At 70.4% G+C, this 25,009-nt stretch carries 23 protein-coding genes; 13 read left to right on the forward strand and 10 right to left on the reverse strand.

From position 1 onward, the window contains the following. Nucleotides 1–58: 58 nt before the first annotated feature. The 4 genes from ACIRPX_RS10670 to msrA all read left to right on the forward strand — a co-directional run bounded on the left by ACIRPX_RS10670 (nt 59) and on the right by msrA (nt 3,443). The gene (locus ACIRPX_RS10670) at nt 59–895 is read left to right on the forward strand and encodes a lysostaphin resistance A-like protein (RefSeq protein ID WP_404191305.1); all 837 of its coding nucleotides are present in this window, start codon (nt 59–61) and stop codon (nt 893–895) included. Further along, nucleotides 892–2,046 (forward strand): sensor histidine kinase, encoded by a 1,155-nt coding sequence (locus tag ACIRPX_RS10675; protein ID WP_404191308.1) that lies wholly within the window; start codon nt 892–894, stop codon nt 2,044–2,046. Before ACIRPX_RS10670 ends, ACIRPX_RS10675 begins: the two co-directional genes overlap by 4 nt. Nucleotides 2,047–2,134: 88 nt before the next feature. Continuing rightward, a complete protein-coding gene (locus ACIRPX_RS10680; RefSeq protein WP_404192123.1) occupies nt 2,135–2,809 on the forward strand; it encodes a response regulator in 675 nt (224 codons plus the stop codon). A 121-nt stretch (nt 2,810–2,930) separates the two neighbouring features. Further along, nucleotides 2,931–3,443 carry a peptide-methionine (S)-S-oxide reductase MsrA gene (msrA, locus tag ACIRPX_RS10685; RefSeq protein ID WP_404191310.1) on the forward strand — a complete coding sequence of 171 codons (513 nt, stop codon included), beginning with the start codon at nt 2,931–2,933 and terminating at the stop codon, nt 3,441–3,443. 141 nt (nt 3,444–3,584) lie between these two features. Here msrA and ACIRPX_RS10690 read toward each other — a convergent pair whose 3' ends face one another. After that, complete coding sequence (locus tag ACIRPX_RS10690) at nt 3,585–4,703, reverse strand: hypothetical protein (RefSeq protein ID WP_404191313.1); 1,119 nt, start codon at nt 4,701–4,703, stop codon at nt 3,585–3,587. Between the two features lie 122 nt (nt 4,704–4,825). Between ACIRPX_RS10690 and ACIRPX_RS10695 the strand changes: the two genes are divergently transcribed. Further along, complete coding sequence (locus ACIRPX_RS10695; RefSeq protein WP_404191316.1) at nt 4,826–5,980, forward strand: cystathionine gamma-synthase; 1,155 nt, start codon at nt 4,826–4,828, stop codon at nt 5,978–5,980. A 14-nt stretch (nt 5,981–5,994) separates the two neighbouring features. Here the strand turns inward: ACIRPX_RS10695 and ACIRPX_RS10700 are convergent, their stop codons facing one another. From ACIRPX_RS10700 to ACIRPX_RS10710, 3 genes are all read right to left on the reverse strand, one after another. After that, nucleotides 5,995–6,243 (reverse strand): hypothetical protein, encoded by a 249-nt coding sequence (locus ACIRPX_RS10700; RefSeq protein WP_404191318.1) that lies wholly within the window; start codon nt 6,241–6,243, stop codon nt 5,995–5,997. A 25-nt stretch (nt 6,244–6,268) separates the two neighbouring features. Then, nucleotides 6,269–6,772 (reverse strand): sigma factor-like helix-turn-helix DNA-binding protein, encoded by a 504-nt coding sequence (locus tag ACIRPX_RS10705; protein WP_404191321.1) that lies wholly within the window; start codon nt 6,770–6,772, stop codon nt 6,269–6,271. Between the two features lie 170 nt (nt 6,773–6,942). Further along, on the reverse strand, nt 6,943–7,449 hold the full coding sequence (locus tag ACIRPX_RS10710) for a MarR family winged helix-turn-helix transcriptional regulator (protein ID WP_404192126.1): 507 nt from the start codon (nt 7,447–7,449) through the stop codon (nt 6,943–6,945). Nucleotides 7,450–7,612: 163 nt separating this feature from the next. On the opposite strand from ACIRPX_RS10710, the gene ilvA reads away from it, so the two are divergent. The 3 genes from ilvA (at nt 7,613) to ACIRPX_RS10725 (ending at nt 11,058) form a co-directional block, all read left to right on the forward strand. Beyond that, nucleotides 7,613–8,842 (forward strand): threonine ammonia-lyase, encoded by a 1,230-nt coding sequence (gene ilvA / locus ACIRPX_RS10715; protein ID WP_404191323.1) that lies wholly within the window; start codon nt 7,613–7,615, stop codon nt 8,840–8,842. A 205-nt stretch (nt 8,843–9,047) separates the two neighbouring features. Beyond that, nucleotides 9,048–10,061: an ATP-binding cassette domain-containing protein gene (locus ACIRPX_RS10720; protein ID WP_404191326.1), complete on the forward strand. Its 1,014-nt coding sequence runs from the start codon at nt 9,048–9,050 to the stop codon at nt 10,059–10,061. Nucleotides 10,062–10,257: 196 nt separating this feature from the next. Further along, nucleotides 10,258–11,058, forward strand: coding sequence for an ABC transporter permease (locus tag ACIRPX_RS10725; protein ID WP_404191328.1), 801 nt, complete (start codon nt 10,258–10,260; stop codon nt 11,056–11,058). Between the two features lie 981 nt (nt 11,059–12,039). Here ACIRPX_RS10725 and ACIRPX_RS10730 read toward each other — a convergent pair. Both ACIRPX_RS10730 and ACIRPX_RS10735 read right to left on the reverse strand, forming a co-directional pair. Further along, nucleotides 12,040–12,642 carry a transposase gene (locus ACIRPX_RS10730; RefSeq protein ID WP_404191330.1) on the reverse strand — a complete coding sequence of 201 codons (603 nt, stop codon included), beginning with the start codon at nt 12,640–12,642 and terminating at the stop codon, nt 12,040–12,042. Continuing rightward, nucleotides 12,567–13,109 (reverse strand): winged helix-turn-helix domain-containing protein, encoded by a 543-nt coding sequence (locus tag ACIRPX_RS10735; RefSeq protein WP_404191333.1) that lies wholly within the window; start codon nt 13,107–13,109, stop codon nt 12,567–12,569. Before ACIRPX_RS10735 ends, ACIRPX_RS10730 begins: the two co-directional genes overlap by 76 nt. Nucleotides 13,110–13,638: 529 nt before the next feature. Here ACIRPX_RS10735 and ACIRPX_RS10740 point away from each other — a divergent pair. Beyond that, nucleotides 13,639–15,612 (forward strand): recombinase family protein, encoded by a 1,974-nt coding sequence (locus ACIRPX_RS10740; RefSeq protein WP_404192129.1) that lies wholly within the window; start codon nt 13,639–13,641, stop codon nt 15,610–15,612. Further along, nucleotides 15,609–16,346: an ABC transporter permease gene (locus ACIRPX_RS10745; protein ID WP_404191335.1), complete on the forward strand. Its 738-nt coding sequence runs from the start codon at nt 15,609–15,611 to the stop codon at nt 16,344–16,346. The genes ACIRPX_RS10740 and ACIRPX_RS10745 overlap by 4 nt, the downstream gene beginning before the upstream one ends. Before the next feature lie 84 nt (nt 16,347–16,430). Here the strand turns inward: ACIRPX_RS10745 and greA are convergent, their stop codons facing one another. After that, on the reverse strand, nt 16,431–16,931 hold the full coding sequence (greA, locus tag ACIRPX_RS10750; protein WP_404191338.1) for a transcription elongation factor GreA: 501 nt from the start codon (nt 16,929–16,931) through the stop codon (nt 16,431–16,433). A gap of 178 nt (nt 16,932–17,109) precedes the next feature. After that, nucleotides 17,110–17,508 carry a DUF4307 domain-containing protein gene (locus ACIRPX_RS10755; protein WP_404191340.1) on the reverse strand — a complete coding sequence of 133 codons (399 nt, stop codon included), beginning with the start codon at nt 17,506–17,508 and terminating at the stop codon, nt 17,110–17,112. Between the two features lie 169 nt (nt 17,509–17,677). On the opposite strand from ACIRPX_RS10755, the gene mca reads away from it, so the two are divergent. Further along, nucleotides 17,678–18,559, forward strand: coding sequence for a mycothiol conjugate amidase Mca (mca, locus tag ACIRPX_RS10760; protein WP_404191342.1), 882 nt, complete (start codon nt 17,678–17,680; stop codon nt 18,557–18,559). Next, nucleotides 18,552–18,800 carry a hypothetical protein gene (locus ACIRPX_RS10765; RefSeq protein WP_404191345.1) on the forward strand — a complete coding sequence of 83 codons (249 nt, stop codon included), beginning with the start codon at nt 18,552–18,554 and terminating at the stop codon, nt 18,798–18,800. The genes mca and ACIRPX_RS10765 overlap by 8 nt, the downstream gene beginning before the upstream one ends. 28 nt (nt 18,801–18,828) lie before the next feature. Here the strand turns inward: ACIRPX_RS10765 and ACIRPX_RS10770 are convergent, their stop codons facing one another. After that, nucleotides 18,829–22,029: a tetratricopeptide repeat protein gene (locus ACIRPX_RS10770; protein WP_404191347.1), complete on the reverse strand. Its 3,201-nt coding sequence runs from the start codon at nt 22,027–22,029 to the stop codon at nt 18,829–18,831. Between the two features lie 158 nt (nt 22,030–22,187). Here ACIRPX_RS10770 and ACIRPX_RS10775 point away from each other — a divergent pair, with 158 nt between their 5' ends. Further along, the gene (locus ACIRPX_RS10775; RefSeq protein ID WP_404191349.1) at nt 22,188–24,218 is read left to right on the forward strand and encodes a thioredoxin domain-containing protein; all 2,031 of its coding nucleotides are present in this window, start codon (nt 22,188–22,190) and stop codon (nt 24,216–24,218) included. 38 nt (nt 24,219–24,256) lie between these two features. Here the strand turns inward: ACIRPX_RS10775 and ACIRPX_RS10780 are convergent, their stop codons facing one another. Then, nucleotides 24,257–24,982 carry a Mut7-C RNAse domain-containing protein gene (locus ACIRPX_RS10780; protein WP_404191351.1) on the reverse strand — a complete coding sequence of 242 codons (726 nt, stop codon included), beginning with the start codon at nt 24,980–24,982 and terminating at the stop codon, nt 24,257–24,259. Nucleotides 24,983–25,009: the final 27 nt, after the last annotated feature.

A 25,009-nucleotide genomic window follows, 5' to 3' on the forward strand; every position in this document is an offset into this window, starting at 1 on the left:
CCCTAGCGTTCGGGGCAGCCGCGGCGCTCCGGCCGCGGATGGTGCGGAGGGGATGTTCATGAGGCTGATCTGGCAGCTGGCGGCCGTGGCGGCCGTCGCGTTCCTCGGCGGGCAGAGCGTCGCGGCGGTGCAGGACAACGCGTTCCTCACCCTGGTCCTGGGCGCGTCGACCGCCGTGCTGGCGGTGCTCGTCTACCGGTGGGTGGTACGGCGGACCGAGCACCGCCCGGTCACGGAACTCGCGCGGGAGGGCGCCAGGGCCGCCGTCGGCCGCGGCGCGTTGCTCGGCGTGGCGCTGTTCGGCGCCGTCATCCTGAACCTCGCACTGCTCGGGGACTACGACGTCCACGGCCTGGGCTCGGTGAGCGGCACGGTGGGTGCGGCCGGCCTCATGGCCGCGGCCGCCGTGACCGAGGAACTGCTCTTCCGCGGCGTCCTGCTGCGGATCGCCCAGGAACGCCTCGGCACCTGGATCGCGCTGACCCTGACCGGCGCGCTGTTCGGACTGATGCACCTGTTCAACCCCGACGCGACCCTGTGGGGCGCCGTCGCCGTCGCGATCGAGGCGGGCGGCATGCTCGGGGCGGCGTACGTGGCCACCCGCAGCCTGTGGCTGCCGATCGGCCTGCACCTCGGCTGGAACTTCGCCGAGTCGGGCATCTTCAGCACCGAGGTCTCCGGCAACGGCACCAAGCAGGGACTGCTGGACGCCTCGGTGTCGGGTTCCCCGCTGCTCACCGGCGGCGACTTCGGCCCGGAGGGCAGCCTGTACGCGGTGCTGTTCGGAGCGCTGGCGGCGACCGTGTTCCTGCGGCTGGCCCGCCGCCGCGGCCACCTGGTGCCAAGTCGCCGTAAGGCCAACGGGGTTGACGCGGCCGCTACAGTTTCCCGGTGATCGCTCTTCGGCGGTTCCCGGACCGATGGCGCCGGCTCGGCGTCACGGTCCGGGACCTCCCGCTCGGGGTGCTGCTCCTCGCCGCCTCCCTGCTGCCGGTGTTCCAGCGGCACGGGACCCGGCTCGGCGGCGTCGCGGACCGCCCCTTCGACGCGTGGGCCGCCGCGGTCCTCGCCCTGGAGTGCCTGCCGCTCGCCGTGCGCCGGCGGTGGCCGGCGCTCTGTCTCACGCTGGTCTCGCTCGGCTTCGCCGCCGACCAGTTGCGCGGCTACCACCTCGTCGCGGGCACCGCGCTGCTGATCGCCCTGGTGAGTACGGGACTTCATCTGCGGCGGCGCCGGCGCGCCGGCGCGCTGCTGTTCTCCGCGGCGTACGTGGTGCTGGCGGTCGCGCTCTCCCGGCTCGGCTCGGGCGAGCCGGCGACCGAGTTCGTGACGTTCTACCTGCTGGCGACGCTCGGCTGGGGCGCCGGGGCGTGGCTGCGCGCCGGCCGGGCCGCGGAGGCGGAACGCCGCCGCCGTGTCGCCGAGGACACCCGCGCCGTCGAACGCGACCGTATCGCCCGCGAGTTGCACGACGTGGTGACCCACCATGTCACGGCGATGGTGGTACAGGCGGAGGCGGCGCGCTATCTGACCGCCGCGCCCGACCGGCTGGACCAGGCCCTGACCGCCGTCACGGACACCGGCCGCCGGGCCATCACCGACCTGCGGCACCTGCTCGACCTGCTCGACCCCGGCCACGGCGGCGAGGCGCGGACGCCGGCCGTCGGCCGCCTGCTCACGCTCGTCGAGCAGACCCGCCGGGCCGGCCAGCCGGTGGAGTTCACCGAGGAGGGCACCCCGGCGGCATCCACCGGCAGCGCCGATCTCGTCGCCTACCGCGTCGTCCAGGAGGCGCTGACGAACGCCCTCAAGCACGCCCACGGCAGCCGCACCTCGGTCCAGGTCGGCCACGGCACGAAGGAGATCACCGTGGAGGTCACCACGGACGGCGCGGGCTCGCGCACCACGTCCCCCGGCGGCAGCGGCCGCGGCCTCGCGGGGCTGCGCGAGCGGGTCCACGTCCTGGGCGGCGACTTCAGCGCCTCCCCGGGGGAGGACGGGGGCTTCCTCGTGCGGGCGCGGATTCCCGCGGGGGGTCCCTCGTGAGGCGGCCCGGGGCGCCGGGCGGGACCCGCGGGGCGGAGCCCGCGGTGACGGCCCCGGCGATGCCCGCGCGGAGCCGGTCGTGACCTCCATGCGGGAGCGGGGCGGGACCGCGCCGATCCGGGTCCTGGTCTGCGACGACCAGATACTGGTCCGCACCGGACTGGTGACGATCATCGACGCCCAGCCGGACCTGGAGGTGGCGGGTGAGTGCGGGGACGGGCGGAGCGCCGTCGACCTCGCCGGCCGGCTCCTCCCGGACGTCGTGGTGATGGACGTGCGCATGCCCGTGCTCGACGGGATCGAGGCCACCCGCCTGCTGGCCGGCGCCACCGTGCCGAACCCGGTGAAGGTCCTCGTGGTGACGACCTTCAACCTGGACGAGTACGTCTACGAGGCGCTGCGCGCGGGCGCCAGCGGCTTCCTCCTCAAGGACGCGCCCCCGGCCCAGCTCCTGCACGGCATCCGCACGGTCGCCACCGGCGCTGCACTGCTGGCCCCCGAGGTGACGCGGCGGCTCGTCGGCCGGTACGCCGCCCGGATCCGCCCCGCCGAGGGCACCCCGCACGACGTCCCGCTGACCCCCCGCGAGCTGGAGGTGCTGCGCCTCATCGCGGACGGCCTCTCCAACAGCGAGATCGCCGGCACCCTCGTCATCAGCCAGGAGACCGTCAAGACCTTCGTCTCCCGCATCCTCACCAAACTGGACCTGCGCGACCGCGTCCAGGCGGTGGTGTACGCCTACCGGCACGGCCTGGTGACGTGACGGGACGGAGCGGGCCCGGAATCGCCGGGAACCCTGAGGCGTTGAGGAGGGTGGGCGAAGGACGCCGTTCGTGCGAGCCGGGTAGCCCGAGTCAGCAAACCGAGAAGTATGGAGGGTCGTCATGGCTGCGCAGACGCAGAGGGCCGTGCTCGCGGGCGGGTGTTTCTGGGGGATGCAGGATCTGATCCGCCGGCTCCCGGGCGTGACGGCGACCCGGGTCGGATACACCGGGGGCGACGTGCCGAACGCGACGTACCGCAACCACGGTACGCACGCGGAGGCCATCGAGATCCTCTTCGACCCCGCGGAGACCGACTACCGCGCGCTCCTGGAGTTCTTCTTCCAGATCCACGACCCCAGCACCAAGAACCGCCAGGGCAACGACATCGGCCTCAGCTACCGCTCGGCGATCTACTACGTGGACGACGAGCAGAAGCGCATCGCCGAGGACACCATCGCGGACGTGGACGCCTCCGGCCTGTGGCCGGGCAAGGTCGTCACCGAGGTGGAGCCGGTCGGCCCCTTCTGGGAGGCCGAGCCCGAGCACCAGGACTACCTGGAGCGCTACCCCGACGGCTACACCTGCCACTTCCCCCGCCCGGGCTGGCGCCTGCCCGCCCGCACCGAGGGCTGACCGCCGGCGTCCCGCCCGGAGCCACCCCCTCGCACGCGACCGGCCGGCCCCGGGACCGGCCACCGTTCGCGCCCGGCCGGCCCGCCGCGCCGGGCGGACCGGCGGGCTGCCGCGGCGACGGGGGTTCGCGGGCCCGGTGCGTCAGTGCGGCAGCGTCGCCGGGCTGCCGCCGTTCGCCTCGTAGCCCGCGACCGCCAGTGCGCGGTACACCGCGAACTCCGCCGCGGGGTCGGGCGACAGGGTCCAGGGCAGGGCGCCGACATGGCCGTCGATGTGTATGAGCTGGTTCATGGCCTCGCCCCAGCGCTCGGCGCGCACCAGGAAGAAGACCAGGAGATGGCGCACGTGCGCCGACATCGGGTCGTCCGGCCGGGCCGAGTGGACCGCGTGCAGCGCTCCGTGCACCGCCTTGGTCACGACCTCGCTCTGGTAGAAGCCGCTGACCAGGTTCACCTCGGGCAGGTGCTCGAAGACCGAGAAGAGCGGCATCGCGGCGAGCAGCGAGCCGTGCGGAGCCCGCGCGGCCGCCGCCTCCGCGAAGGAGGTCGCCAGCTCCCGCGATCCGTGCCACTTCTCGCACCAGTAGTGCAGCGCCGCCAGGTGCGCGCCCATGTGCGTCGGGGCGCGGTCCAGGATCTTCAGCCAGAGCTGCTCGAACTCCGGCCGCGGGTACGCCAGTCCGCGGGCCACCGACAGCTCCACGATGTACGGGACGGGGTCGCCGGGAGCGAGCAGCGCCGCGTCGCCGCACGCCGACCGCGCCTCCTCCATGATGATCCGGAACTCGTCCGTGCCCGGCGTCGACGTCCGCCAGGCCTGCTGCACCAGGAACTCCGCGTGCACGGCCGCGCCGCCCGCGTCCTTGGGCTGCTCCGCCCGCCACACCCGCAGCCACTGCCCGCCCGGGATCTCACCGACCCCGCCGGGCCGCTGCCGCAGCTCCAGCGAGGCGGCACCGGCGAAGGCCTGCACGCGCTGCCAGCGCAGCTCGTCCTCGGCCTCCGTGCCCGCCAGCAGCTGCGAGGCCGCGCGGTAGTCCTGTGTGCGCTGCACCAGGTCCAGGACGTCCAGCAGGTCCTGGTCGGGGCCGGGCATGCGGACGTCCAGCTCCTCCTCGCGCACGAATCCGTAGTTCGCGGGGTCGGCGGCGTCCGGGTGGCCGGCCGGGACCTGCTCGATCATGCCCCGACGGCGCCGCAGGAACGGCAGCAGCACGAAGCCGAGCATGACCAGCGCGATCAGGACCCAGAGAAATTCCATGGCTCAAGCGTTCCAGACACCACCGCCACATGGCCAACCCGGTCGGCGGCCTGTGGAAAACCCGCGGGCGCGCATGCCTCTGGGACCGACGCCCGCCCCCGCGGCGCATTACGCTCGGGCCCATGAGCGACAGGCACATCAGTCAGCACTTCGAGACCCTCGCGATCCACGCGGGCAACACCGCCGATCCCCTCACCGGCGCGGTCGTCCCGCCGATCTACCAGGTCTCGACCTACAAGCAGGACGGCGTCGGCGGTCTGCGCGGCGGCTACGAGTACAGCCGGAGCGCCAACCCGACCAGGACCGCCCTCGAGGAGAACCTCGCGGCCCTCGAGGGCGGCCGCCGCGGTCTCGCGTTCGCGTCCGGACTGGCGGCCGAGGACTGCCTGCTGCGTACGCTGCTCAGCCCCGGCGACCACGTGGTCATCCCGAACGACGCCTACGGCGGCACGTTCCGTCTGTTCGCGAAGGTCGTCGCCCGGTGGGGGGTGGAGTGGTCGGTCGCCGACACCAGCGATCCCTCCGCCGTACGGGCCGCCATCACCCCGAGGACCAAGGCGGTGTGGGTGGAGACCCCCTCCAACCCGCTGCTGGGCATCACCGACATCGCCGCGCTCGCCCAGGTCGCGCGGGACGCGGGCGCCAAGCTCGTCGTCGACAACACCTTCGCCACCCCCTACCTCCAGCAGCCGCTGGCGCTCGGCGCGGACGTCGTCGTGCACTCGCTGACCAAGTACATGGGCGGCCACTCCGACGTCGTCGGCGGTGCGCTGATCGTCGCCGACGAGGCGCTCGGCGAGGAGCTGGCGTTCCACCAGAACGCCATGGGCGCCGTCGCCGGCCCCTTCGACTCGTGGCTGGTGCTGCGCGGCACGAAGACGCTGTCCGTGCGCATGGACCGCCACAGCGCGAACGCCACCAAGGTCGCGGACATGCTCACCCGGCACGCGCGCGTGACGGGCGTCCTGTACCCGGGGCTGCCCGAGCACCCCGGCCACGAGGTCGCCGCCAAGCAGATGCGGGCCTTCGGCGGCATGGTGTCGTTCCGGGTCCAGGGCGGCGAGGAGGCGGCCGTCGAGGTCTGCAACCGCGCCAAGGTGTTCACGCTCGGCGAGTCCCTGGGCGGTGTCGAGTCGCTGATCGAGCACCCCGGGCGCATGACGCACGCCTCCACGGCCGGTTCCGCCCTCGAGGTGCCCGCCGATCTCGTACGGCTCTCCGTGGGCATCGAGAACGTCGAGGACCTCCTGGAGGACCTGCAGCAGGCGCTCGGCTGACCGGGGCCGCCTCCTCACCAGCCCGTGTACGGGGGAGTCGTCTGCGAGGGCGGCTCCACCCACGGGCGGGCCGTCATGGCCCACACGAAAAAGGCCAGGCACGCGGCGCACAGCAGCAGCCACAGCAGCCGCCGTGCCGCCCTCCTGCGGCGCAGGCTGCGGGCGCCGCGGCGTACGACGTCGCCGTACAGCTCGGGCGGCACCCGCGGCGGGACCCGCTCCATGATGCGTCGTGCCGCCGCCTCGCGCTCGGCCCGGTTCATGCGCCCCTCCCCGCGTCCGCGCGCCTCATGACGGGGCCACCTTCGGGCCCGCGACCGTGCGCGCGGGCCCGCGCGGCGGATGCAGCAGGGTCGCCGTGGCCCGGTCGCAGATGGTGCGGACGCGTTCGGTCGGCAGGCCGAGCAGCGCCGCCGTCTGCTCCTCGGCGACGCCCTCGTAGAGCCTGAGGACCAGGATCAGGCGCTCCTGCGGGACGAGCCCGGCCAGCGGGCTGTCCGGGTGGGGCCGGGACCGGCCGAAACCGCCGTACTGGTGCCATGCCGCGCGCGCGAAGCGGGTGGCCAGGTACTGGCGGGTGCGGTTGTAGGGGTCCTCGCCGCGCAGCCGGTCCCAGGTGCTGTACGTGTGCGCGAGGGCCCGCGTCAGCAGGCGCCGCGCGCGCGGGTTGTCGTCCGGTGCCTCCGCGGTGAGCAGCGTGGCGGCATGCAGGAGCCGCCCTGCCGCGCCCGCGACGAATGCCTCGAACTCCCGGGCCCGGCGGGCTGACTGGGACGCCTGCCGTTGCCGCACCGCGCCTCCCGCCCTCACGGCGAACGAAACGGAGCCTCCGCCGCGCACGGGATGGCGAACCGCGTACGAGGAGGGCCCGATCTCATATGAGGCCAGGGGTGCCCCGTCGGTCAAGAGCCGGGCGGCACGCGCGCGCGAGAGCAGGCGCGGCGCGGGCGCGCACGGAAGACCTAGGAGGCGTCCGGTGCGTCCGTCCCCGGCACGCCCTGGGGCGACATCCGGGAGGAGAGCGCGACGTTGAAGCGCGTCAGGAGCGCGCAGAACGCCTCGCGCTCCTCCGGCTCCCACTCCTGCGTCAGCTCGGCCATGAGCTGGCGCCTGGACGAGCGCACCTCCTCCAGACGGGACAGTCCGCGCGGGGACAGCTGGAGGACCACGGCGCGCCCGTCCTCGGGGTGCGAGGTGCGCTTGACGAGACCGGTGTCCACGAGCGGTGCCACCTGACGGGTGACCGTCGAGGAGTCGATGCCCATGCTCGCCGCGAGCGCCTTGACGCCCATGGGTCCCTCTTTGTCGAGGCGGTTGAGCAGCAGGTATGCGGCGCGGTCCATGGAGTTGCGCACCTGCCCGACCCCCCCGAGCCGGGTCTGTTCGGCACGGCGGGCGAAGACCGCCACCTCGTGCTGCAGCGTGTCGAGAAGACCGGTGTCACCGACGGTCGTCATGTCCATCGACATTTCTGGTGTTGTGGGCATGGCCGGAGGCTCGCTTCATGAAGGGGCTGCTGGAATGGGGGACAGAGTACGCGGCCCGGAGGCAGGCCGTACCGGCGCTGCGCAAACCAGTCTCGGAGGTTGGTCACACCCGCCCCGTGCGCCCGTGAACTGCGATGCTTGAGTCATGAGCTACAGCACGGCCGACTCCTTGCGGCCCGTGACCCTCGACGACGTGCGCGGCGCGCAGAAGATGCTCTCCGGCGTGGCGCGGACGACGGCCATGGAGGGCAGCAGGTACCTGTCCCGGCTGGTGGGCGCGCCGGTGCACCTGAAGTGCGAGAACCTGCAGCGGACGGGATCGTTCAAGCTGCGCGGCGCGTATGTGCGGATCGCCGGGCTGCTGCCCGAGGAGCGGGCCGCCGGAGTCGTGGCGGCGAGTGCCGGCAACCACGCGCAGGGTGTCGCGCTCGCGTCCTCGCTGCTCGGCGTGCGGGCGACGGTGTTCATGCCGATGGGCGCGCCGCTGCCGAAGATCAGCGCCACGCGGGAGTACGGCGCCGAGGTGCGCCTGCACGGGCAGGTGGTCGACGAGACGCTGGCCGCCGCGCAGGCGTACGCCGCCGAGACGGGCGCGGTGTTCATCCACCCCTTCGACCACCCCGACATCATCGCGGGCCAGGGCACGGTGGGGCTGGAGATCCTGGAGCAGTGCCCCGAGGTGCGCACGGTCGTGGTCGGCGTCGGCGGGGGAGGCCTCGTGGCCGGTGTCGCGGTCGCGGTGAAGGCGCTCAGGCCGGACGTGCGCATCGTGGGCGTGCAGGCGGAGGGCTCGGCGGCGTACCCGCCCTCGCTCGCGGCCGGGCACCCGGTGTCGATCGAGAACCCGGCGACCATGGCCGACGGCATCAAGGTGGCGCGGCCGGGCGACGTGCCGTTCGCCATCGTCCGCGAGCTGATGGACGAGGTCCGTACGGTCTCCGAGGACGCGCTGTCCGCCGCGCTGCTGCTGTGCCTGGAGCGGGCCAAGCTGGTCGTCGAGCCGGCCGGGGCGAGCCCGGTGGCGGCGCTGCAGAGCGAGCCGGGCGCCTTCGAGGGCCCGGTGGTCGCGGTGCTGTCCGGCGGCAACGTCGACCCGCTGCTGATGCAGCGCGTCCTGCGGCACGGCATGGCGGCGCAGGGCCGCTACCTGGCCGTACGGCTGCGCCTGACGGACCGACCGGGGGCGCTCGCCACGCTTCTCGGGGTGTTGTCAGTGGTGGACGCTAACGTCCTCGATGTGAGTCACGTACGGACCGATCCACGGCTCGGGCTCACGGAGGCGGAGGTCGAGCTGCACCTGGAGACGAAGGGGCCGGAGCACTGCCTCGACGTCGGCCGCGCCCTGCGCGAGGCGGGGTACACGGTCGTCGAATGAGGTGCCGGGCGCCCGGCGATCGGCGGGCGCTCAAGCGGAATCCCCAGCTCAGGGCTCTTTGTCACTCGATCGGGAAAATCCGTTGAGAGACGCGATACATCGCGTTACGGTGTGTCTCGCACCCGCCCGTCCCGCCTGCCACCAGGCGGGGCGAAACGTACAGATCCATGCTTTTCGAAGCATCCCCGACGACGTGGAGACTCACATGCCAGGCGCCATCTATGCCGAAGGCCTGGTCAAGACCTTCGGTGACGTAAGGGCTCTGGACGGCGTCGACCTCGATGTCCCCGAGGGCACCGTCCTGGGCCTGCTCGGGCCGAACGGCGCGGGCAAGACGACGGCGGTCCGCTGCCTGACCACGCTGCTGCGGCCCGACAGCGGCAAGGCGGTCGTGGCCGGCCTCGACGTGCTCAAGCAGCCCAACGAGGTGCGGCGATCCATCGGCCTGTCCGGCCAGTTCGCCGCGGTCGACGAATACCTCACCGGCCGGGAGAACCTTCAGATGGTCGGCCAGCTCTACCAGATGCGGTCCAGGGCCGCGAAGGCCCGGGCCGCGGAGCTGCTGGAGCAGTTCGACCTCGCGGACGCCGCCGACCGTCCCGCGAAGACCTACTCCGGAGGCATGCGCCGCCGGCTCGACCTGGCCGCCGCGCTGGTGGTCTCGCCGCCGGTGATGTTCATGGACGAGCCGACGACCGGCCTCGACCCGCGCAACCGCCAGTTGCTGTGGGACGTCATCAAGCGGCTCGTCTCCGGCGGTACGACCCTGCTGCTGACCACGCAGTATCTGGAGGAGGCCGACCATCTCGCGCACGACATCGTGGTCGTCGACCACGGCCATGTCATCGCCCGCGGCACCTCCGACCAGCTCAAGGCCCGCACCGGCGGCGAGCGCGTCGAGGTCGTGGTGCACGAGCGCGAGCACATCACCACCGCCGGCGAGGTCCTGACCGGCTTCGGCAAGGGGGAGCTCACCGTCGAGGAGCACACCCGCAAGCTCACCGTGCCCGTCACCGGCGGCGCCAAGCTGCTGGCCGAGGTCATCCGGGAGCTGGACGCCCGCGGCATCGAGATAGACGACATCGGGCTGCGCCGCCCGACCCTCGACGACGTGTTCCTGTCCCTGACCGGACATCTGGCCGAGGCCGACGAGGAGAACGGCGCATCCGGGAAGGCGGCGGCCAAGGACCGCCGGCAGAAGAAGGAGGCAGCCAAGTGAGCGCCGTCACGGACGCCGTGCGGGTCGCACTGACCGGGAACCCCGTCAGCCAGTCGTTCCGCGATTCGATGGTCGTCGCGAAGCGGAACCTGATCCGTATGTCCCGCATCCCGGATCCTGTTCGCCCGTGTTGGCCAGGATCCATCTCGCCGCGCATAGCAGACCAGCGGCCCAACTCCCGGAAGGAGCTGGTGAAGTGAGCGCCGTGAGCGATTCCCTGGTGATCACCCGCAGGAACCTGATTCGCATGAGTCGGATTCCTGAGATGGTGATCTTTGGCCTGGTCCAGCCAATTATGTTCGTGGTGCTGTTCACCTATGTCTTTGGCGGCTCGATCCAGGTCGGCTCGTCCACCTCAACGCAGGCCTACCGCGAGTTCCTGATGGCGGGCATCTTCGCCCAGACGGTCACGTTCGCCACCGCGGGCGCCGGCGCAGGCATCGCCGACGACATGCACAAGGGCCTCATCGACCGCTTCCGCTCCTTGCCTATGACGCGCGGCGCGGTACTGACCGGCCGAACCATTGCTGACCTGGCCCAGACTGCACTCACGCTCGTCGTCCTGGCGATCGTCGCTGTCATCGTCGGCTGGCGCACGCACGAGAACTTCGGCAAGGTGCTCGCGGGCTTCGGCCTACTCCTGCTGCTCGGCTACGCGTTCTCGTGGATCGGCGCACTCATCGGCCTGTCCGTGCGTACACCTGAAGCGGCAACCTCGGGCGGTCTCATCTGGCTGTTCCCGCTGACGTTCATCTCGAATGCCTTCGTGGACGCGAATATGATGCCGCCCTTCCTGCGCCACATCGCGGAGTGGAACCCGTTCAGCGCCACAGTGCAGGCGTGCCGCGAGCTGTTCGGCAACCTGCCGCCGGGCTTCAAAGCATCCGAGGCTTGGCCCATGCAGCACCCGGTATGGGCCTCGCTGATCTGGTCGGTCGTGATCATCACGATCTTCCGTACGCTGGCAGTCCGGAAGTATCGCCGGGCGGGCGGCTGAGACTCCATTTTCCCTGACCACATAGCGCACTATCGATTAGGGGAGGTGGCCGCACAGACAAGATTCGGGAGTTCGATGAACGGTTCTGTGGTTGCTCGTATCGGCGGGTGACCACAGAATGGAAGCAGCTGCCGATTAGACCTGAGTGATTGATTCACAGACTCTCCGGCACTCTACCGTCTGAGATAAATGAACCGAATATATCGCCAGTAAGAAACCTTTCGCGTTCCCATCGCCAACAGGCTTCTCGATTGGGTGAGATAGGGTAACTCGGTCGCACTTGCTCGAATATTGGCGATCTGATCATCCAGCTCTTTCCTTCGTTCGCGGAGGGCTTGCAAATTCTCTTGGTGTAGATCCGCGAGGTGTGTGCGAGTAACGGCGAGCTCGCGCCGAGCTTCGCTTCGCTTCTGGTCCGCCTTCTGATCAGCGGCCAACTTTCGAGCCTGAATTGATTCCAATCGCGGTTTGAACATGCTCTCAATCTCTGCTTCATCGTACGCAGGTAGACGGACAGGGCAAGAAGCTCGCTCCTTTGTTTCACACTGCTGGCGCCAGGAGTACAGAGAATCTGCCCTTGCAGGGCCAATTCCAGAGACCTTCACAGCTTTTCCGTCGCGCGTCAGGAGTAACGCATCTGACCCTCCCTTGATACGTTTGACCCCACTAATGTCGGCCGCAGTATGAATATTGACGGCCGCAAGCGATGAGATGTGCTTCGACGTTATCCCGGACAGATGACCGCTAGAGAGCAAGTAGGACGGCAGTCTTCCTTCTATCCAGGGCTGCTGAAGAGGGCGCAGTCTTTGAGAGACAATTTCCTCCTCCTCGGCTCTTATGCTATGCAGTTCTTGGTCAAGCGCCTCAACAGCCGAACTCCTAGCTGATTCGATCCCTGCGTACGTCCGATGAAGCTGGCGCGTAAGCTCTTCATTCCGATAGAGACTACTCAGGTTGAACTCGTAGACACCGGCTGGTGGATCACAGCGGCTCGATCACCAGGCCGGTCTCCGCGAGGCAGCCGTTGATCAGGTCCGGACGGAACTGGATCTTCTTGAGCCTGCGCTTGACGATGCGGACGAGGCCGCCCAGATCGGCGGCGACGAAGTTGGCGATGGAGCGTTTCATAAGCGACCAGATGCCCTCGGCGGGGTTCAACTCGGCGGCGTACGTGGGCATCTGGAACACGCGCAGCCACTCCTTGTGTTCGTCGGCGAATTCCTTCATCTGCGGACTCAGGTGCACGTTCAGGTTGTCCCAGCACCACACGAGCGGGGCGTGCAGCTGCTGGTGGGCTGCGAGGATCAGGTCGCGATACTCGTGCCAGGCGAAGGTCTTGGGCTCGCCCTTGCGCCCGTGCCAGACGTGCAGCCGGTAGAGGAAGTGCGGGCGCTCGCCGGAACGGAAGCAGACCGCGCCGGCCACGTTGACCCGGCCGTCGCCTCTGCCGCTCACCCGGACCACGGGCCGCGCCCCGCGCGGGGCCCACGTGCGGCCCTTCGGCGACCTCAGGCCCTGCCCCGCCTCGTCCTCGAAACAGATGTAGGCGCCCAGGTGGGCCGCGGTGGTTTTACCTGCGGCCACACCTCCTGCTTCCACACCGCGATGGCCTCCTCGTCCCGCTCGACGGCCCGGCGCAGGGGAACCTGGCACGACCAGCCGTGACGCCGCATCAGCTTCCATACGCCCTGCACTGTGTAGCCCACGTGGAACAGCCGCCCGATCAATACCTTGATCCGCTTCAGCGTCCACCGCTGGTCGTCGGCGAACCCGTGCGCCAGCGGGCCGCGCCGCAGCTCCGCTTCCAGGCGCGCGAACTGCCGCGCCGACAGGCGCTCCGGCGACACCGGCCCCTTGGAACGCAGGGCTTGCACCCCGCCCTCGCGCCACCGCCGACGCCACTGCCGCACCGTGCGCGAGGTGACCCGTAACTCGGCCGCGACCGCACCGGCACTCTCCCCTTGCTCAAACAACTCGGCGGCCTTCAGCCGCAGTTGCTCACGTCGTTCCTGCTCGGCAGGCGTGTACCCGCCCCTCTGCGCGTACCGCATGAACCCGCCATACCGCAGGGATCAAGAACCGTCACGCCCTCACGGGGTCTACGAGTTCAACCTGAGTAGCGGTGCGGAACCGGAAGAGGGGACAGTCACGGAAGCCATTTGGCGTTATGCGGGTTCCGGATACACCCCCGGTGCTGCCCTTATCGCCGCTGGAATTGCCGAAGATCTCGCCCAAAACCGTGAGTTCGTCCGCGGAGAAATGAGCGGACGGAGGTGGGGCGATTGAGCTGTTCCAAGAAGAAGTCGCCGCAGCCTGGCGAAGTCGTTTCTCGTTGGTGAGCGGTCGAGTGGGGAGATCGCGAAGAACAGCGTCTGGCTGATCTCTTGTTCGGTCGCCTGCCCAACAGCGGCAAAAAGAGCGGCAGTTGTCGGATTCAGCATGCCGAGTAGCAGATAAGGCGGTTATCCTGATGGGACATCACCACATGGAGGTCCCAGGGGGTTGCCGCCCCCTGGGACCAGGCCAGTCGAGGACTGGCCCGCCAGTCACGGAGGGACTGACATGGGGAAGGGTACCGTCATGTGCGGGCGCCGAACTGCTCGGGGCGTGATTCGGATAGCCATCTACCTTCGCGTATCGACCGCGAAGCAAGTCGAGGGATATGGCCTCGACACTCAAGAGAATCAATGCAGGGCCTGGTTGGATTTCAAGCTCGGACCTGGCAAGTACAAGATTCACAAGGTCTATGTCGATGGTGGCGAGTCCGGGAAGAAGGACTCGCGCCCCGACCTCGACGAGATGACTGAGGTGATCGAAAAGGGGCTGATCGACCTCGTTGTCTTCGGCAAGTTGGACCGCATCGGGCGGACAATGGAGGACATCCATCTGTGGGTGTTCAACGCCACCAAGCACCACAAGATCAGGGTTGCAACGGCTGATGGTCGTCTGGACAGTGACGACGAACTGTTCGGCATCATGCTGAGCCTGCTGTCGTACATGGCGGAGCTGGAACACACCCTGATCCTTGAGCGGATCATGGGCGGCCGAGACCAGAAGCTGGCCGCCGGCGGTTGGCCTCTCGGGCAGCCTCCGTACGGCGTGATCCTCAACGGCAAGGGAAGCAAGGCCGTTCCGGTCCTCTGCGAGGACGAGGTTTGGGTGATCGAGGTCGCCACGAATCTGATCGTGGACCTCGGCTACTCACGGGATGAGGCTGCCGAGCATCTGAACCACCTCGGCCTCCGTACCCGTAAGGATCTTCCATGGACCGGTGCGAACCTCGCCAAGCGTCTCGACTCCACAGCCCTTGATGGATACGTGGAGTTCCGCATTGAGCGCACCACCGAAGATGACGAAGAGGAGACCTTCGAGGTCTTCCGCATCGAGGTTCCTCGTCCGATCAGCGATCCGAAGCGGGTGGAAGCTCTTCGCAAGGCCCTCAACAGGCGGTCGTTCAAGAAGAAGAACCTCACCCACTACCTGTTCACCGGTCGCCTGCACGCGCTGTGCGGCGGCTACTACACAGGAGGGAAGAACACCAATTCCCCCGTCGGCTACTACCGGTGCATGGGCAAGCGGATGGGGCTGAAGTGTGAGTGTGCGGAGCTCCCCGCCCCTGACGTCGAAAAGGCAATCTGGGCTGAGGTCGCGGCTCTGCTCTCGGATGTGGACAAGTTCAGAGTACTCGCCGGCAAGTGGCTGGGTGCGATCCCGGCACGTGCTGAGACGTATCGGAAGCGTCTCGCCGAGCTGGACGCGCAGATCGAGAAGAAGCGGGCCAGCCGCAAGGGGCAGCTCCTGGCCAAGCTCACGCAGCTCTTCGAGGACGAGTTGGGCGACGGGGCCGGAGACGGCATTGATGAGGACACGATCCGGGAAGTGAAGCAAGCCCTCCAAACCAAGGAAGAGGAACTGATCGCTGAACGTGACCGCGTGGCTCGCTGGCTCAGGGAGGCCGAGGAACAGCAGCAGCGCGCGGACGAGGTCATTTCCCTGGTGGAAGATCAGGCCACCGAGATGGACTCCTTCACGGCTGTGCAGCGTCGAGACCTGCTTGACCTGCTCGATGTCCGCGTACAGGTGACCGGTAAAGGACAACGACACCGCAAGGGGATCGCTGAGCCTCTCACGGAGTGGCACAGGGAGACGGGCACACTCGTACCTCTCAAGGTCAGCGATGAGGAGTGGGAAGTTGTGGCTGGCCTCCTTCCCGACTGTCGCCAGAAATGGACGCCCAAGCGCGAAGTGTTCGACGCGATCACCTGGAAGCTCCGCACCGCTGCCCGATGGACCGACGTGAAGGTCTCCGGAAACTCATGGAGCGCCGTGAGACGGCGTGCGGAAGTGTGGCGCACCTCCGGAGCGTGGGAGACGGCTATGGAGGCTCTGAAGGGCTCTGGCGGTGTGCCCGTGCCGCCTCTGATGGTCCTGCCGCCTATGGAGGTCTGGGGCAGCATTGATCCGCGATTCACGGTCCTGGAGCTGGAGACCGTCGAGCGTGACGGGGCGGAGCGCAACCAGAACCACACCCACGCACAGTCTTCCCGGAGATGATCATCTACGGCCTGATCCAGCCGATCATGTTCGTGGTGCTCTTCACCTACGTCTTCGGCGGTTCCATGCAGATCGGCGGCAGCACCAGCGCCACCGACTACAAGAACTTCCTGATGGCGGGCATCTTCGCGCAGACCGTCACCTTCGCCACCGCCAGCTCCGGCGCGGGTATCGCCGACGACATGCACAAGGGCCTCATCGACCGCTTCCGCTCCCTGCCCATGGCGCGCGGCGCGGTCCTCACCGGCCGCACGCTCGCCGACTCGGTGCAGACGGCGCTGACCCTGGTCGTCCTCGCCCTGGTGGCCCTGCTGGTCGGCTGGCGCGTGGGGACGAACGGCGAGACGAACGCCGGGAAGGTGCTCGCCGCCTTCGGGCTGCTGCTCCTGCTCGGTTACGCCTTCACCTGGATCGGCGCACTGATCGGCATGGCGGTCCGCACGCCCGAGGCGGCCACCTCCAGCGGGCTGATCTGGCTGTTCCCGGTGACGTTCATCTCGAACGCCTTCGTGGACACCAGCCACATGACGCCGTGGCTGCGCCACATCGCCGAGTGGAACCCCTTCAGCGCCACGGTCCAGGCCTGCCGGGTGCTGTTCGCGAATCCGGGCCAGTCGCCGTCGGACGCCTGGCCCATGGTGCACCCGGTGTGGGCCTCGCTGATCTACTCGGCCCTGATCATCGTCGTGTTCAGGACGCTGGCGGTCCGCAAGTACCGCTCGGCGACCGCCTGACCCGGGACATGGCGAGGCCCCCGGTGTCAGCGGGACACCGGGGGCCTCACCACAGGCGGTGCCGGTCCGGCCGGGCGGCCGGGATCAGCCGTTGTAGGGCTCGGCCTTGAGGATCGTCACGGAAGCCGTCTTGCCGTTGGGCAGTTCGTACTCCGCGTCCTCGCCGACCTTGTGGCCGATCACGCCGGATCCCAGCGGCGACTGCGGCGAGTACGTCTCGATGTCGGAGCTCGCGTACTCGCGCGAGGCCAGCAGGAAGGTCATGGTGTCGTCCTGGTCGCCGTCGAAGGCGATCGTGACGACCATGCCGGGCGCGACCGCGCCGTCCGCTGACGCCGGAGCCTCGCCGACCTTCGCGTTCTCCAGGAGCTGGGTCAGCTGGCGCACACGGAGCTCCTGCTTGCCCTGCTCTTCCTTGGCCGCGTGGTACCCGCCGTTCTCCCGCAGGTCGCCCTCCTCGCGCGCGGCCGCGATCTTTGCGGCGATCTCCGTGCGCGCAGGACCAGACAGGTGCTCCAGCTCGGCCTTGAGCTGGTTGTACGCCTCCTGGGTCAGCCAGGTGACGTTCTCGCTGGTCTGGGTCACAGGTGCTCCTCGTAGGTACTGGGAATACAAAGCATCGCCCTACCCAGAAGAATGTTCCTTCACGGAAGGGCGAAACCACGAGCCTAACAATTCCGTGGCCGAAGGGGGAGGACATAAGCCATCAGAATTACGTCGACGCAGGTCAGCGAGTACGCATTCCGGCCACGCAAGGCCGGCGTCAGCGGGCGTGGCAGCCGAGGAGCTCCGCCGTGGTGCCCTGTGCCGTCGTACGGAGCGTGACGACCTTGTCGATGCGTGTGGCGTGGCCGCCGAACCGGAAGTCGGCCCGGCCCACCTCGGAGCCGTCCGCGGCCTGCGAGCGCAGGGTGCAGTAGCCGCTGGCGCCGGCGTCCTTGCGGACCTCCAGATGCACGTTCACCGCGTTCTTCTGCGCGTCGAAGGTGATCACCTCGGCGCTGATCTTGTTCTGGGCGACGTAGTGATAGGCGAAATAGCCGACCAGGGCGAGGAGCACGGCCGCGAGGACGGCACCGGCGACCTTGAGCCTGCGGTCGGCGCGCTCGTCCGAGGAGCGGCCGTAGCGGCCCTCGGGCAGCCGTGTGCTCGCCGTGCTCATGATCGTCCCCTCGGAAACCGGGTCCCGGAATTTTTCGTCCCCCGGTTCGGTCACTATAGAAGCCTCCCGCCCGCCACCCGACCACCGCCCCTCAAGGACGTCCCTTCAGGACGACACCTGTTGAACCGCACCCGAAGACACCGGGGCGCCGACCCACGAGGATTGAGTCTTGACTGACCAGCTGCGACTGATGGCCGTCCACGCCCACCCAGACGACGAGTCGAGCAAGGGCGCGGCGACCATGGCGAAGTACGTGTCCGAGGGGGTGGACGTGCTGGTCGTGACCTGCACCGGTGGGGAGCGCGGTTCCATCCTCAATCCGAAGCTGCAGGGCGACAAGTACGTCGAGGAGCACATCCACGAGGTGCGCAAGAAGGAGATGGACGAGGCCCGGGAGATTCTGGGCGTCCGGCAGGAGTGGCTCGGCTTCGTCGACTCGGGCCTGCCCGAGGGCGACCCGCTGCCGCCGCTGCCCGGGGGCTGCTTCGCCCTGGAGGACGTCGACAAGGCGGCCGGTGAGCTGGTGAAGCAGATCCGTTCGTTCCGTCCGCAGGTGATCACCACCTATGACGAGAACGGCGGCTACCCGCACCCCGACCACATCATGACCCACAAGATCTCGATGGTGGCGTTCGAGGGCGCGGCGGACGCCGAGAAGTACCCGGAGGCCGAGTACGGCCCGGCCTACCAGCCGCTGAAGCTCTACTACAACCAGGGCTTCAACCGCCCGCGCACCGAGGCCCTGCACCACGCGCTGCTCGACCGGGGCCTGGAGTCGCCCTACGGGGACTGGCTCAAGCGCTGGAAGGAGTTCGAGCGCGCCGAGCGCACGCTGACCACGCACGTTCCGTGTGCCGACTTCTTCGAGATCCGTGACAAGGCGCTGATCGCGCACGCCACGCAGATCGACCCCGACGGCGGCTGGTTCAAGGTGCCGATGGAGATCCAGAAGGAGGTCTGGCCGACGGAGGAGTACGAGCTCGCGAAGTCCCTCGTGGACAGCTCCCTCCCCGAGGACGACCTCTTCGCGGGCATCCGCGACAATGCCTGACATGAGCGCAAGCGTGAGCCTGGCAATGACGCACCTCGTCCCCCTCGCCAAGGAGGTGGACGAGAACAAGGTCACCCCCGGCGTCCTCGGCTTCATCGTGTTCGCCGCGATGGCCCTGGCGGTGTGGGCCCTGATGAAGTCCATGAACCGGCACATGGGCAGGGTCGACTTCAAGGACCCGGCCGACCGGGACGGCGAGTCGGCTGACTCCTCCGCCGACTCCCGGCCCCGCCGGGGCTGACGCCGGGGCAGGCGGGGGTGGCCCCCGGTCAGTGACGCGCCGGTACCGCCACCCCCATCACCTCCCGCGCGTGCCGGCTGGGCACCAGGCCCAGGCGCCAGCCCTGCCAGCCGTCGTCGAGGCTGACGCCGCGCTCCAGCAGCAGCTGGTACGCCTCCACGTAGTCGTGGAGCTTCTCGTCCCGCAGCGGGTGGTCCGTGCGGGAGAGCTGGGCCAGCTCCTCCTGGGCGACCGCCGTGCCGATCTCCACGCCGCCCGGGGCCGCGTAGGGCAGCAGGGTGCAGCGCAGGAAGCGGGCCCAGTCCTCGCCGCGCCGGTCGCCGTAGGCCAGGAACAGCGCCACGGCCTCGTCGCACAGGGCCAGAGCCTGCTGCGTGCGGGCGTTGCCCCCGTCCACCACCGCCAGTTCCAGACAGGTCCAGGCCTCGCCGTGGGCCACGCCGATGCGCTGGAAGTCCGCCCGGGCGTCGACCAGGAGCTGGCGGGCGAAGCCGGAGTTCCTGAGCGAGCCCGTCTGGGCCGCCCGCTGGTCGCGGGTGACCCGGGCCGAGTGGTGCCGGGCGCAGGCCAGGCCGTACACGTCGCGCATCCGGGAGAACATCGTGCGCGAGCGCTCCAGCTCGCGCACCGCGCGGTCGAGGTCGCCCGTCTCCTCCAGCGCCTGGCCGAGGTAGTAGACCGTCCAGGCCTCGCCGCGCGCGTCCTCGTTGTCGCGGTGCCTGGACGCCGCCTGGCGCAGGCCGTCGACCGCCGGGGAGGCGTCACCGGCGACGAGCCGGGCGCGGGCCAGCTGGGTCAGGGCCCAGGCCTCGCCGCGGGCGTCGCGGGTGCGGCCGTAGCGGTCGAGGGCGGCGCTCAGCTCCGACTCCGCGCGCGGGATGTCGCCCATCCGCAGGGCGAGCTGGCCGAGCTGGTAGTGGGCCCAGGCCTCGCCGTGCACGGACTCGCCGTCGTGGTGCAGCACCAGGGACTCGGTGAGCAGACGCAGCGCCTCGGAGACATGGCCGCGATCGCGCTCCACCGCGGCCAGGGCGTGCATCGTCCAGGCGCGGTCCGTCGCCAGCTCGGGGGCGGCCTGCAGGTCCAGCGCCTCGCGGAGCCTGCTCGCCGCCTCGGTGAGATTGCCCTGGTGGTGCAGGGTGATGCCCAGGGAGCACAGGGCGCGGGCCGCGCCCGCGTCGTGGTGGGCCTCCCGGTAGAGATCGACCACCGAGGCCAGCGTCGTCCGCGCCTTGTCGAGCTCGCCCAGCTGGCGGGCCGCGATGCCCGTGCGCCACTGCACCGAGCGGACCAGCAGGCCCTGGTCGACGGCCTGCGCCAGCTCGCTGATCTCCCCCAGGCGGTAGAGGTCGCCGCGCAGCAGGCAGTAGTCGCACAGAGCGCCGAGCAGGTTCAGCACCGCCGCCTGGTCCACGCCCTCCGCGTGCCGCAGCGTGGAGGTGATGAAGCTCGACTCGTCGTCCAGCCAGCGCAGCGCCTCGTCCAGCGAGGTGAAGCCGTGCGGGCTGAAGCGGTCCGAGCGGGTCGACATGTTGCCGTCGACCAGACGCAGCACCGAGTCGGCCAGGTCGGCGTAGTTCACGATCAGGCGCTCCTGCGCGGCCGTGCGCTCGGCGGGCTCCTCCTCGTCCAGGAGGCGGGCGTGCGCGAAGGCGCGGACCAGGTCGTGCAGGCGGTAGCGGTTGCCGCGCACGTGGTCGATCAGGCCCGCCCGGGAAAGGGCCGTCAGATGGCGGGTCGCCTCCGCCTCGTCCGTCGCCAGCAGGGAGGCGGCCGCCGCGGCGCCGAGGGAGGCGCGGCCGGCGAGGGCCAGCCGGCGCAGCAGCCGGCGGGCCGTCTGCGACTGGTCGGTGTAGCGCAGCCACAGCGCGCGCTCGACCGGCTCCACCGGGCCGTACACCCCGAGGTCGGTGGCGAGCCGGAGCGGTGAGCGCGGGCCGAGCGACGAGCCGGCGACGGACAGCGCCAGCGGCAGCCCGCCGCACAGCTCCCGGATCCGGTCGGCCGAGTCGCCGTCGTAGGGACCGGTGCTGTCCTGCGCCGCCGCCTCCAGCAGCTCCTCCGCACCCGCCGGGTCCAGCGCCTCGACCGGGAGGTCGTGGAGGTGGGCCTGGAGGTCGGAGGGCAGTTCCAGGGGCTCGCGCGCGGTGACCAGGACCAGGCTGTCGGACCGCTCGGGGACGAGCGTACGGACCTGTTCGGGGTCGGAGGCGTCGTCCAGGACGACCGTCACCGCCAGGCCCGTCAGATGCTGGTGGTAGAGCTCGCTCAGCCGCTTGACCTGCTGGTCGGGCGAGGAGCGCTCACGGAACAGCAGCTGTTCGCGCGGCGCGCCGAGCCGGTTGAGCAGGTGCAGCAGGGCGTCGCGGGTGGACAGCGGCGGCTCCTCCGGGTTGCCGCCGCGCAGGTCCACTACGCAGGCGCCGCGGAAGTGGTCCTTCAGGTCGTGCGTGGCGCGCACCGCCAGGGTCGTACGGCCGCTGCCGGGCGGTCCGTGCAGCACCACCACCGTCGGGCGGGTCTCCGTGCTCGCACGGGCCGCCTGCACCCACTGCCTGATCCGTGCCATCTCCTGCCGCCGGCCCGCGAACGCGCCCGCCGGCTCGGGGAGTTGACCGAACGACTGCGCCAGCACGCTGCGCCCGCGGGCCGCCGCGCTCTTGTCCGTGCCGCGCAGCTTGGGCCCCGTCTTCTTCGGGCCGGTGGAGGCGGCGAGCACACGCTGCTGGTCGAGGAACGGGCGGATGCCGCGCACCTCCAGAGCCGTCAGCCACTGCAGCCGAAGCTGCTCCGGCCCGCCCGGCTGGCTCGCGGCACCGGCCCGGTGGTGCGCGGCGGGCAGATGCGAGCCGGCCACCTTGACCACGGTCGTGGCGGCGCCCACCACGCCCACGGTGACGCCGGCACCGAGCGCCGTGCCCGTGCCGGTGCCGAGCGCCAGGTCGGCCACCGCGGCCGCGACGGCGGCAACGGCCGCCACCAGCAGGGGGTTTCCGGCCCCCTCCTGGGCGTATCTCTGGGCGAAGGTGAGCCGGCCGGCCTCCGTCTCGTCGAGTGCGCGTGTGTAGGCCTCGTACTCCTCGGCCGCCGTCTGCGCCATCGCGTCGAGCGCGCCGCGCGAGCGGGACAGCAGCACCGTCCCGTCGGTTCGTCCGCCGGAGCGTCGTACTTCTTCCTCCACGGCCCGGGCCAACAGCCGTTCGGCATCCGCCCGATGGCTGTCCCGCATGTCACGTCCCCCTCCGGCGGCAACTCCTTCGGCTACGAGTGTCCTTCGAGTCGCGTCCGAGCGCGAGAGGGCGACGATCAACGGCGCCCGGGTCCGTGAGGCGCGCCCGGTCGTCATGCGTTTCCACGCGGTGCCCGGGCCCGTGGGAGAGTGGAACGGTGAACCGACTGGCCCATGAGACGTCCCCGTACCTCCTCCAGCACGCCGACAACCCCGTCGACTGGTGGCCCTGGTCGGCCGCGGCCTTCGACGAGGCCCGCGCGGCGAACAAGCCGGTCCTGCTGAGCGTCGGCTACGCGAGCTGCCACTGGTGCCACGTCATGGCGCACGAGTCGTTCGAGGACCGGGCCACCGCCGACTTCCTCAACGAACACTTCGTCAGCATCAAGGTCGACCGCGAGGAGCGCCCCGACGTCGACGCCGTCTACATGGAGGCCGTCCAGGCGGCCACCGGGCACGGCGGCTGGCCCATGACCGTCTTCCTCACCCCGGACGCCGAACCGTTCTACTTCGGCACCTACTTCCCGCCCGCCCCCCGCCACGGCATGCCGTCCTTCCAGCAGGTGCTTCAGGGCGTGCGCTCCGCGTGGTCCGACCGGCGGGGCGAGGTCACCGAGGTCGCCGAGAAGATCGTCAAGGACCTCGCCGGGCGGGAGATCTCCTACGGCGACGCGCAGGTCCCGGGCGAGGAGGAGCTCGCGCAGGCGCTGCTCGGCCTCACCCGCGAATACGACCCGCAGCGCGGCGGGTTCGGCGGTGCGCCCAAGTTCCCGCCGTCCATGGTGGTCGAGTTCCTGCTGCGCCACCACGCCAGGACCGGCGCCGAGGGCGCCCTGCAGATGGCCGCCGACACCTGCGAACGCATGGCCCGTGGCGGTATCTACGACCAGCTCGGCGGCGGCTTCGCCCGCTACTCCGTCGACCGCGACTGGGTCGTGCCGCACTTCGAGAAGATGCTCTACGACAACGCCCTGCTCTGCCGCGTCTACGCGCACCTGTGGCGTGCCACGGGCTCCGAGCTCGCCCGCCGCGTCGCGCTGGAGACCGCCGACTTCATGGTCCGCGAACTGCGCACGGACGAGGGCGGGTTCGCCTCCGCGCTCGACGCCGACAGCGACGACGGCACGGGCCGGCACGTCGAGGGCGCGTACTACGTGTGGACCCCGCAGCAGCTGGCCGAGGTCCTCGGCGGCCAGGACGCCGAACTCGCCGCCCACTACTTCGAGGTCACCGAGGACGGCACCTTCGAGAACGGCTCCTCCGTGCTGCAGCTCCCGCAGCACGAGGGCGTGTTCGACGCGGAGAAGGTCGAGGAGATCAAGGTCCGCCTGCTCCGGGCCCGCGGTGAGCGCCCCGCCCCCGGCCGCGACGACAAGGTGGTGGCCGCCTGGAACGGCCTCGCGATCGCCGCCCTCGCGGAGACCGGCGCCTACTTCGACCGCCCCGACCTGGTCGAGGCCGCGGTCGGCGCCGCCGATCTGCTCGTACGGCTGCACCTGGACGAGCAGGCACGGCTCGCCCGCACCAGCAAGGACGGCCAGGCGGGCGCCAACGCGGGCGTGCTGGAGGACTACGCCGATGTCGCCGAGGGCTTCCACGCGCTCGCGTCCGTCACCGGCGAGGGCGTCTGGCTGGAGTTCGCGGGGTTCCTGCTCGACCACGTGCTGGCCCGCTTCGTCGACCAGGACAACGGCAGCCTCTACGACACCGCCGCCGACGCCGAGAAGCTGATCCGCCGCCCGCAGGACCCCACCGACAACGCCACGCCGTCCGGCTGGTCCGCCGCCGCCGGCGCCCTGCTCGGCCATGCCGCGCACACGGGCTCCGCCGCCCATCGCTCCGCCGCCGAGCGGGCGCTGGGCGTCGTCAAGGCACTCGGCCCGCGCGTGCCGCGCTTCGTCGGCTGGGGCCTCGCGGTCGCCGAGGCGCTGCTCGACGGCCCGAAGGAGGTGGCGATCGTCGGCCCGTCCCAGGGCGACGAGGCGACGAAGGCCCTGCACCGCACGGCACTTCTGGGCACGGCGCCCGGTGCGGTGGTCGCCGCGGGGGCCGTGGGCAGCGACGAGTTCCCGCTGCTCGCCGACCGCCCCCTGGTCGACGGGGCGCCCGCCGCGTACGTCTGCCGCGACTTCACCTGCGACGCCCCGACCACCGACCCGGACCGGCTGCGCGCGGCGTTGGGCCGCTGAACCGGCCGAAGGACAAGGAGAGCCTGCCCCCACACCCCCTAGCTCGCGAACTCCTCCAGGGCCCGTTCCACGATGGCCTCCAGCTGTTCGTGGTGGGCGCCCTTCCAGTAGGCGCGGCCGCAGTCGCGGCACTGCGCGAAGACGTCGTAGGAGCGGTGCGTCCCGCCGTGCAACTGGTCCGCCACCTCGTCCTTGGTGGCCGACCTCAGCAGGCCGTTGCAGGCGGTGCACCGCGTCCAGGGCCGCAGTTCGGGCCGGAAGCGGTCGAGGATGTCGCGGAGCTGGTCCTCGGGCCGGGTGCTGTAGACGTAGGCGCCCGACCACAGTTCGCGGCGGTGCAGCAGGCCCCGGTCCCGGCTGAGCATGACGCGCCGCTCGGTGGCGGAGCGGGTGGCGAGCGCCGGGTCGCCGATGTCCGTCGACTCGTACGCCGTGTCCACGCCGAGCAGGCGCAGCCGGCGGGCGAGGGTGCCGAGATGCACGTCGAGGAGGAAGCGCAGCGGGGCGCCCGGAACCCGCTGGGGCCGCTCGACGGGCCGGACCTCGACGACGTCGCCGGCCCGGGGCACGTACGAGGTGGGCACCTCGTCGCCGTTGACGCGCAGGGCGCCGACCTCGGTCAGCGGGACGCCGGCCGACTCGACCACGTGGCCGAGGGACGAGACGCCGTCGGTGCGGACGGGACGGGCGCCGCCACGGCGCCCGCTCGGGACGAACAGGGCCAGGCCGGGGGCGAACTCGACGTTGATCTCGGGACCGTTCACCCGGTCAGGATGTCACGGGCGGGGGCG

Source organism: Streptomyces sp. NPDC101225, from assembly GCF_044767585.1.
Classification (GTDB): domain Bacteria; phylum Actinomycetota; class Actinomycetes; order Streptomycetales; family Streptomycetaceae; genus Streptomyces.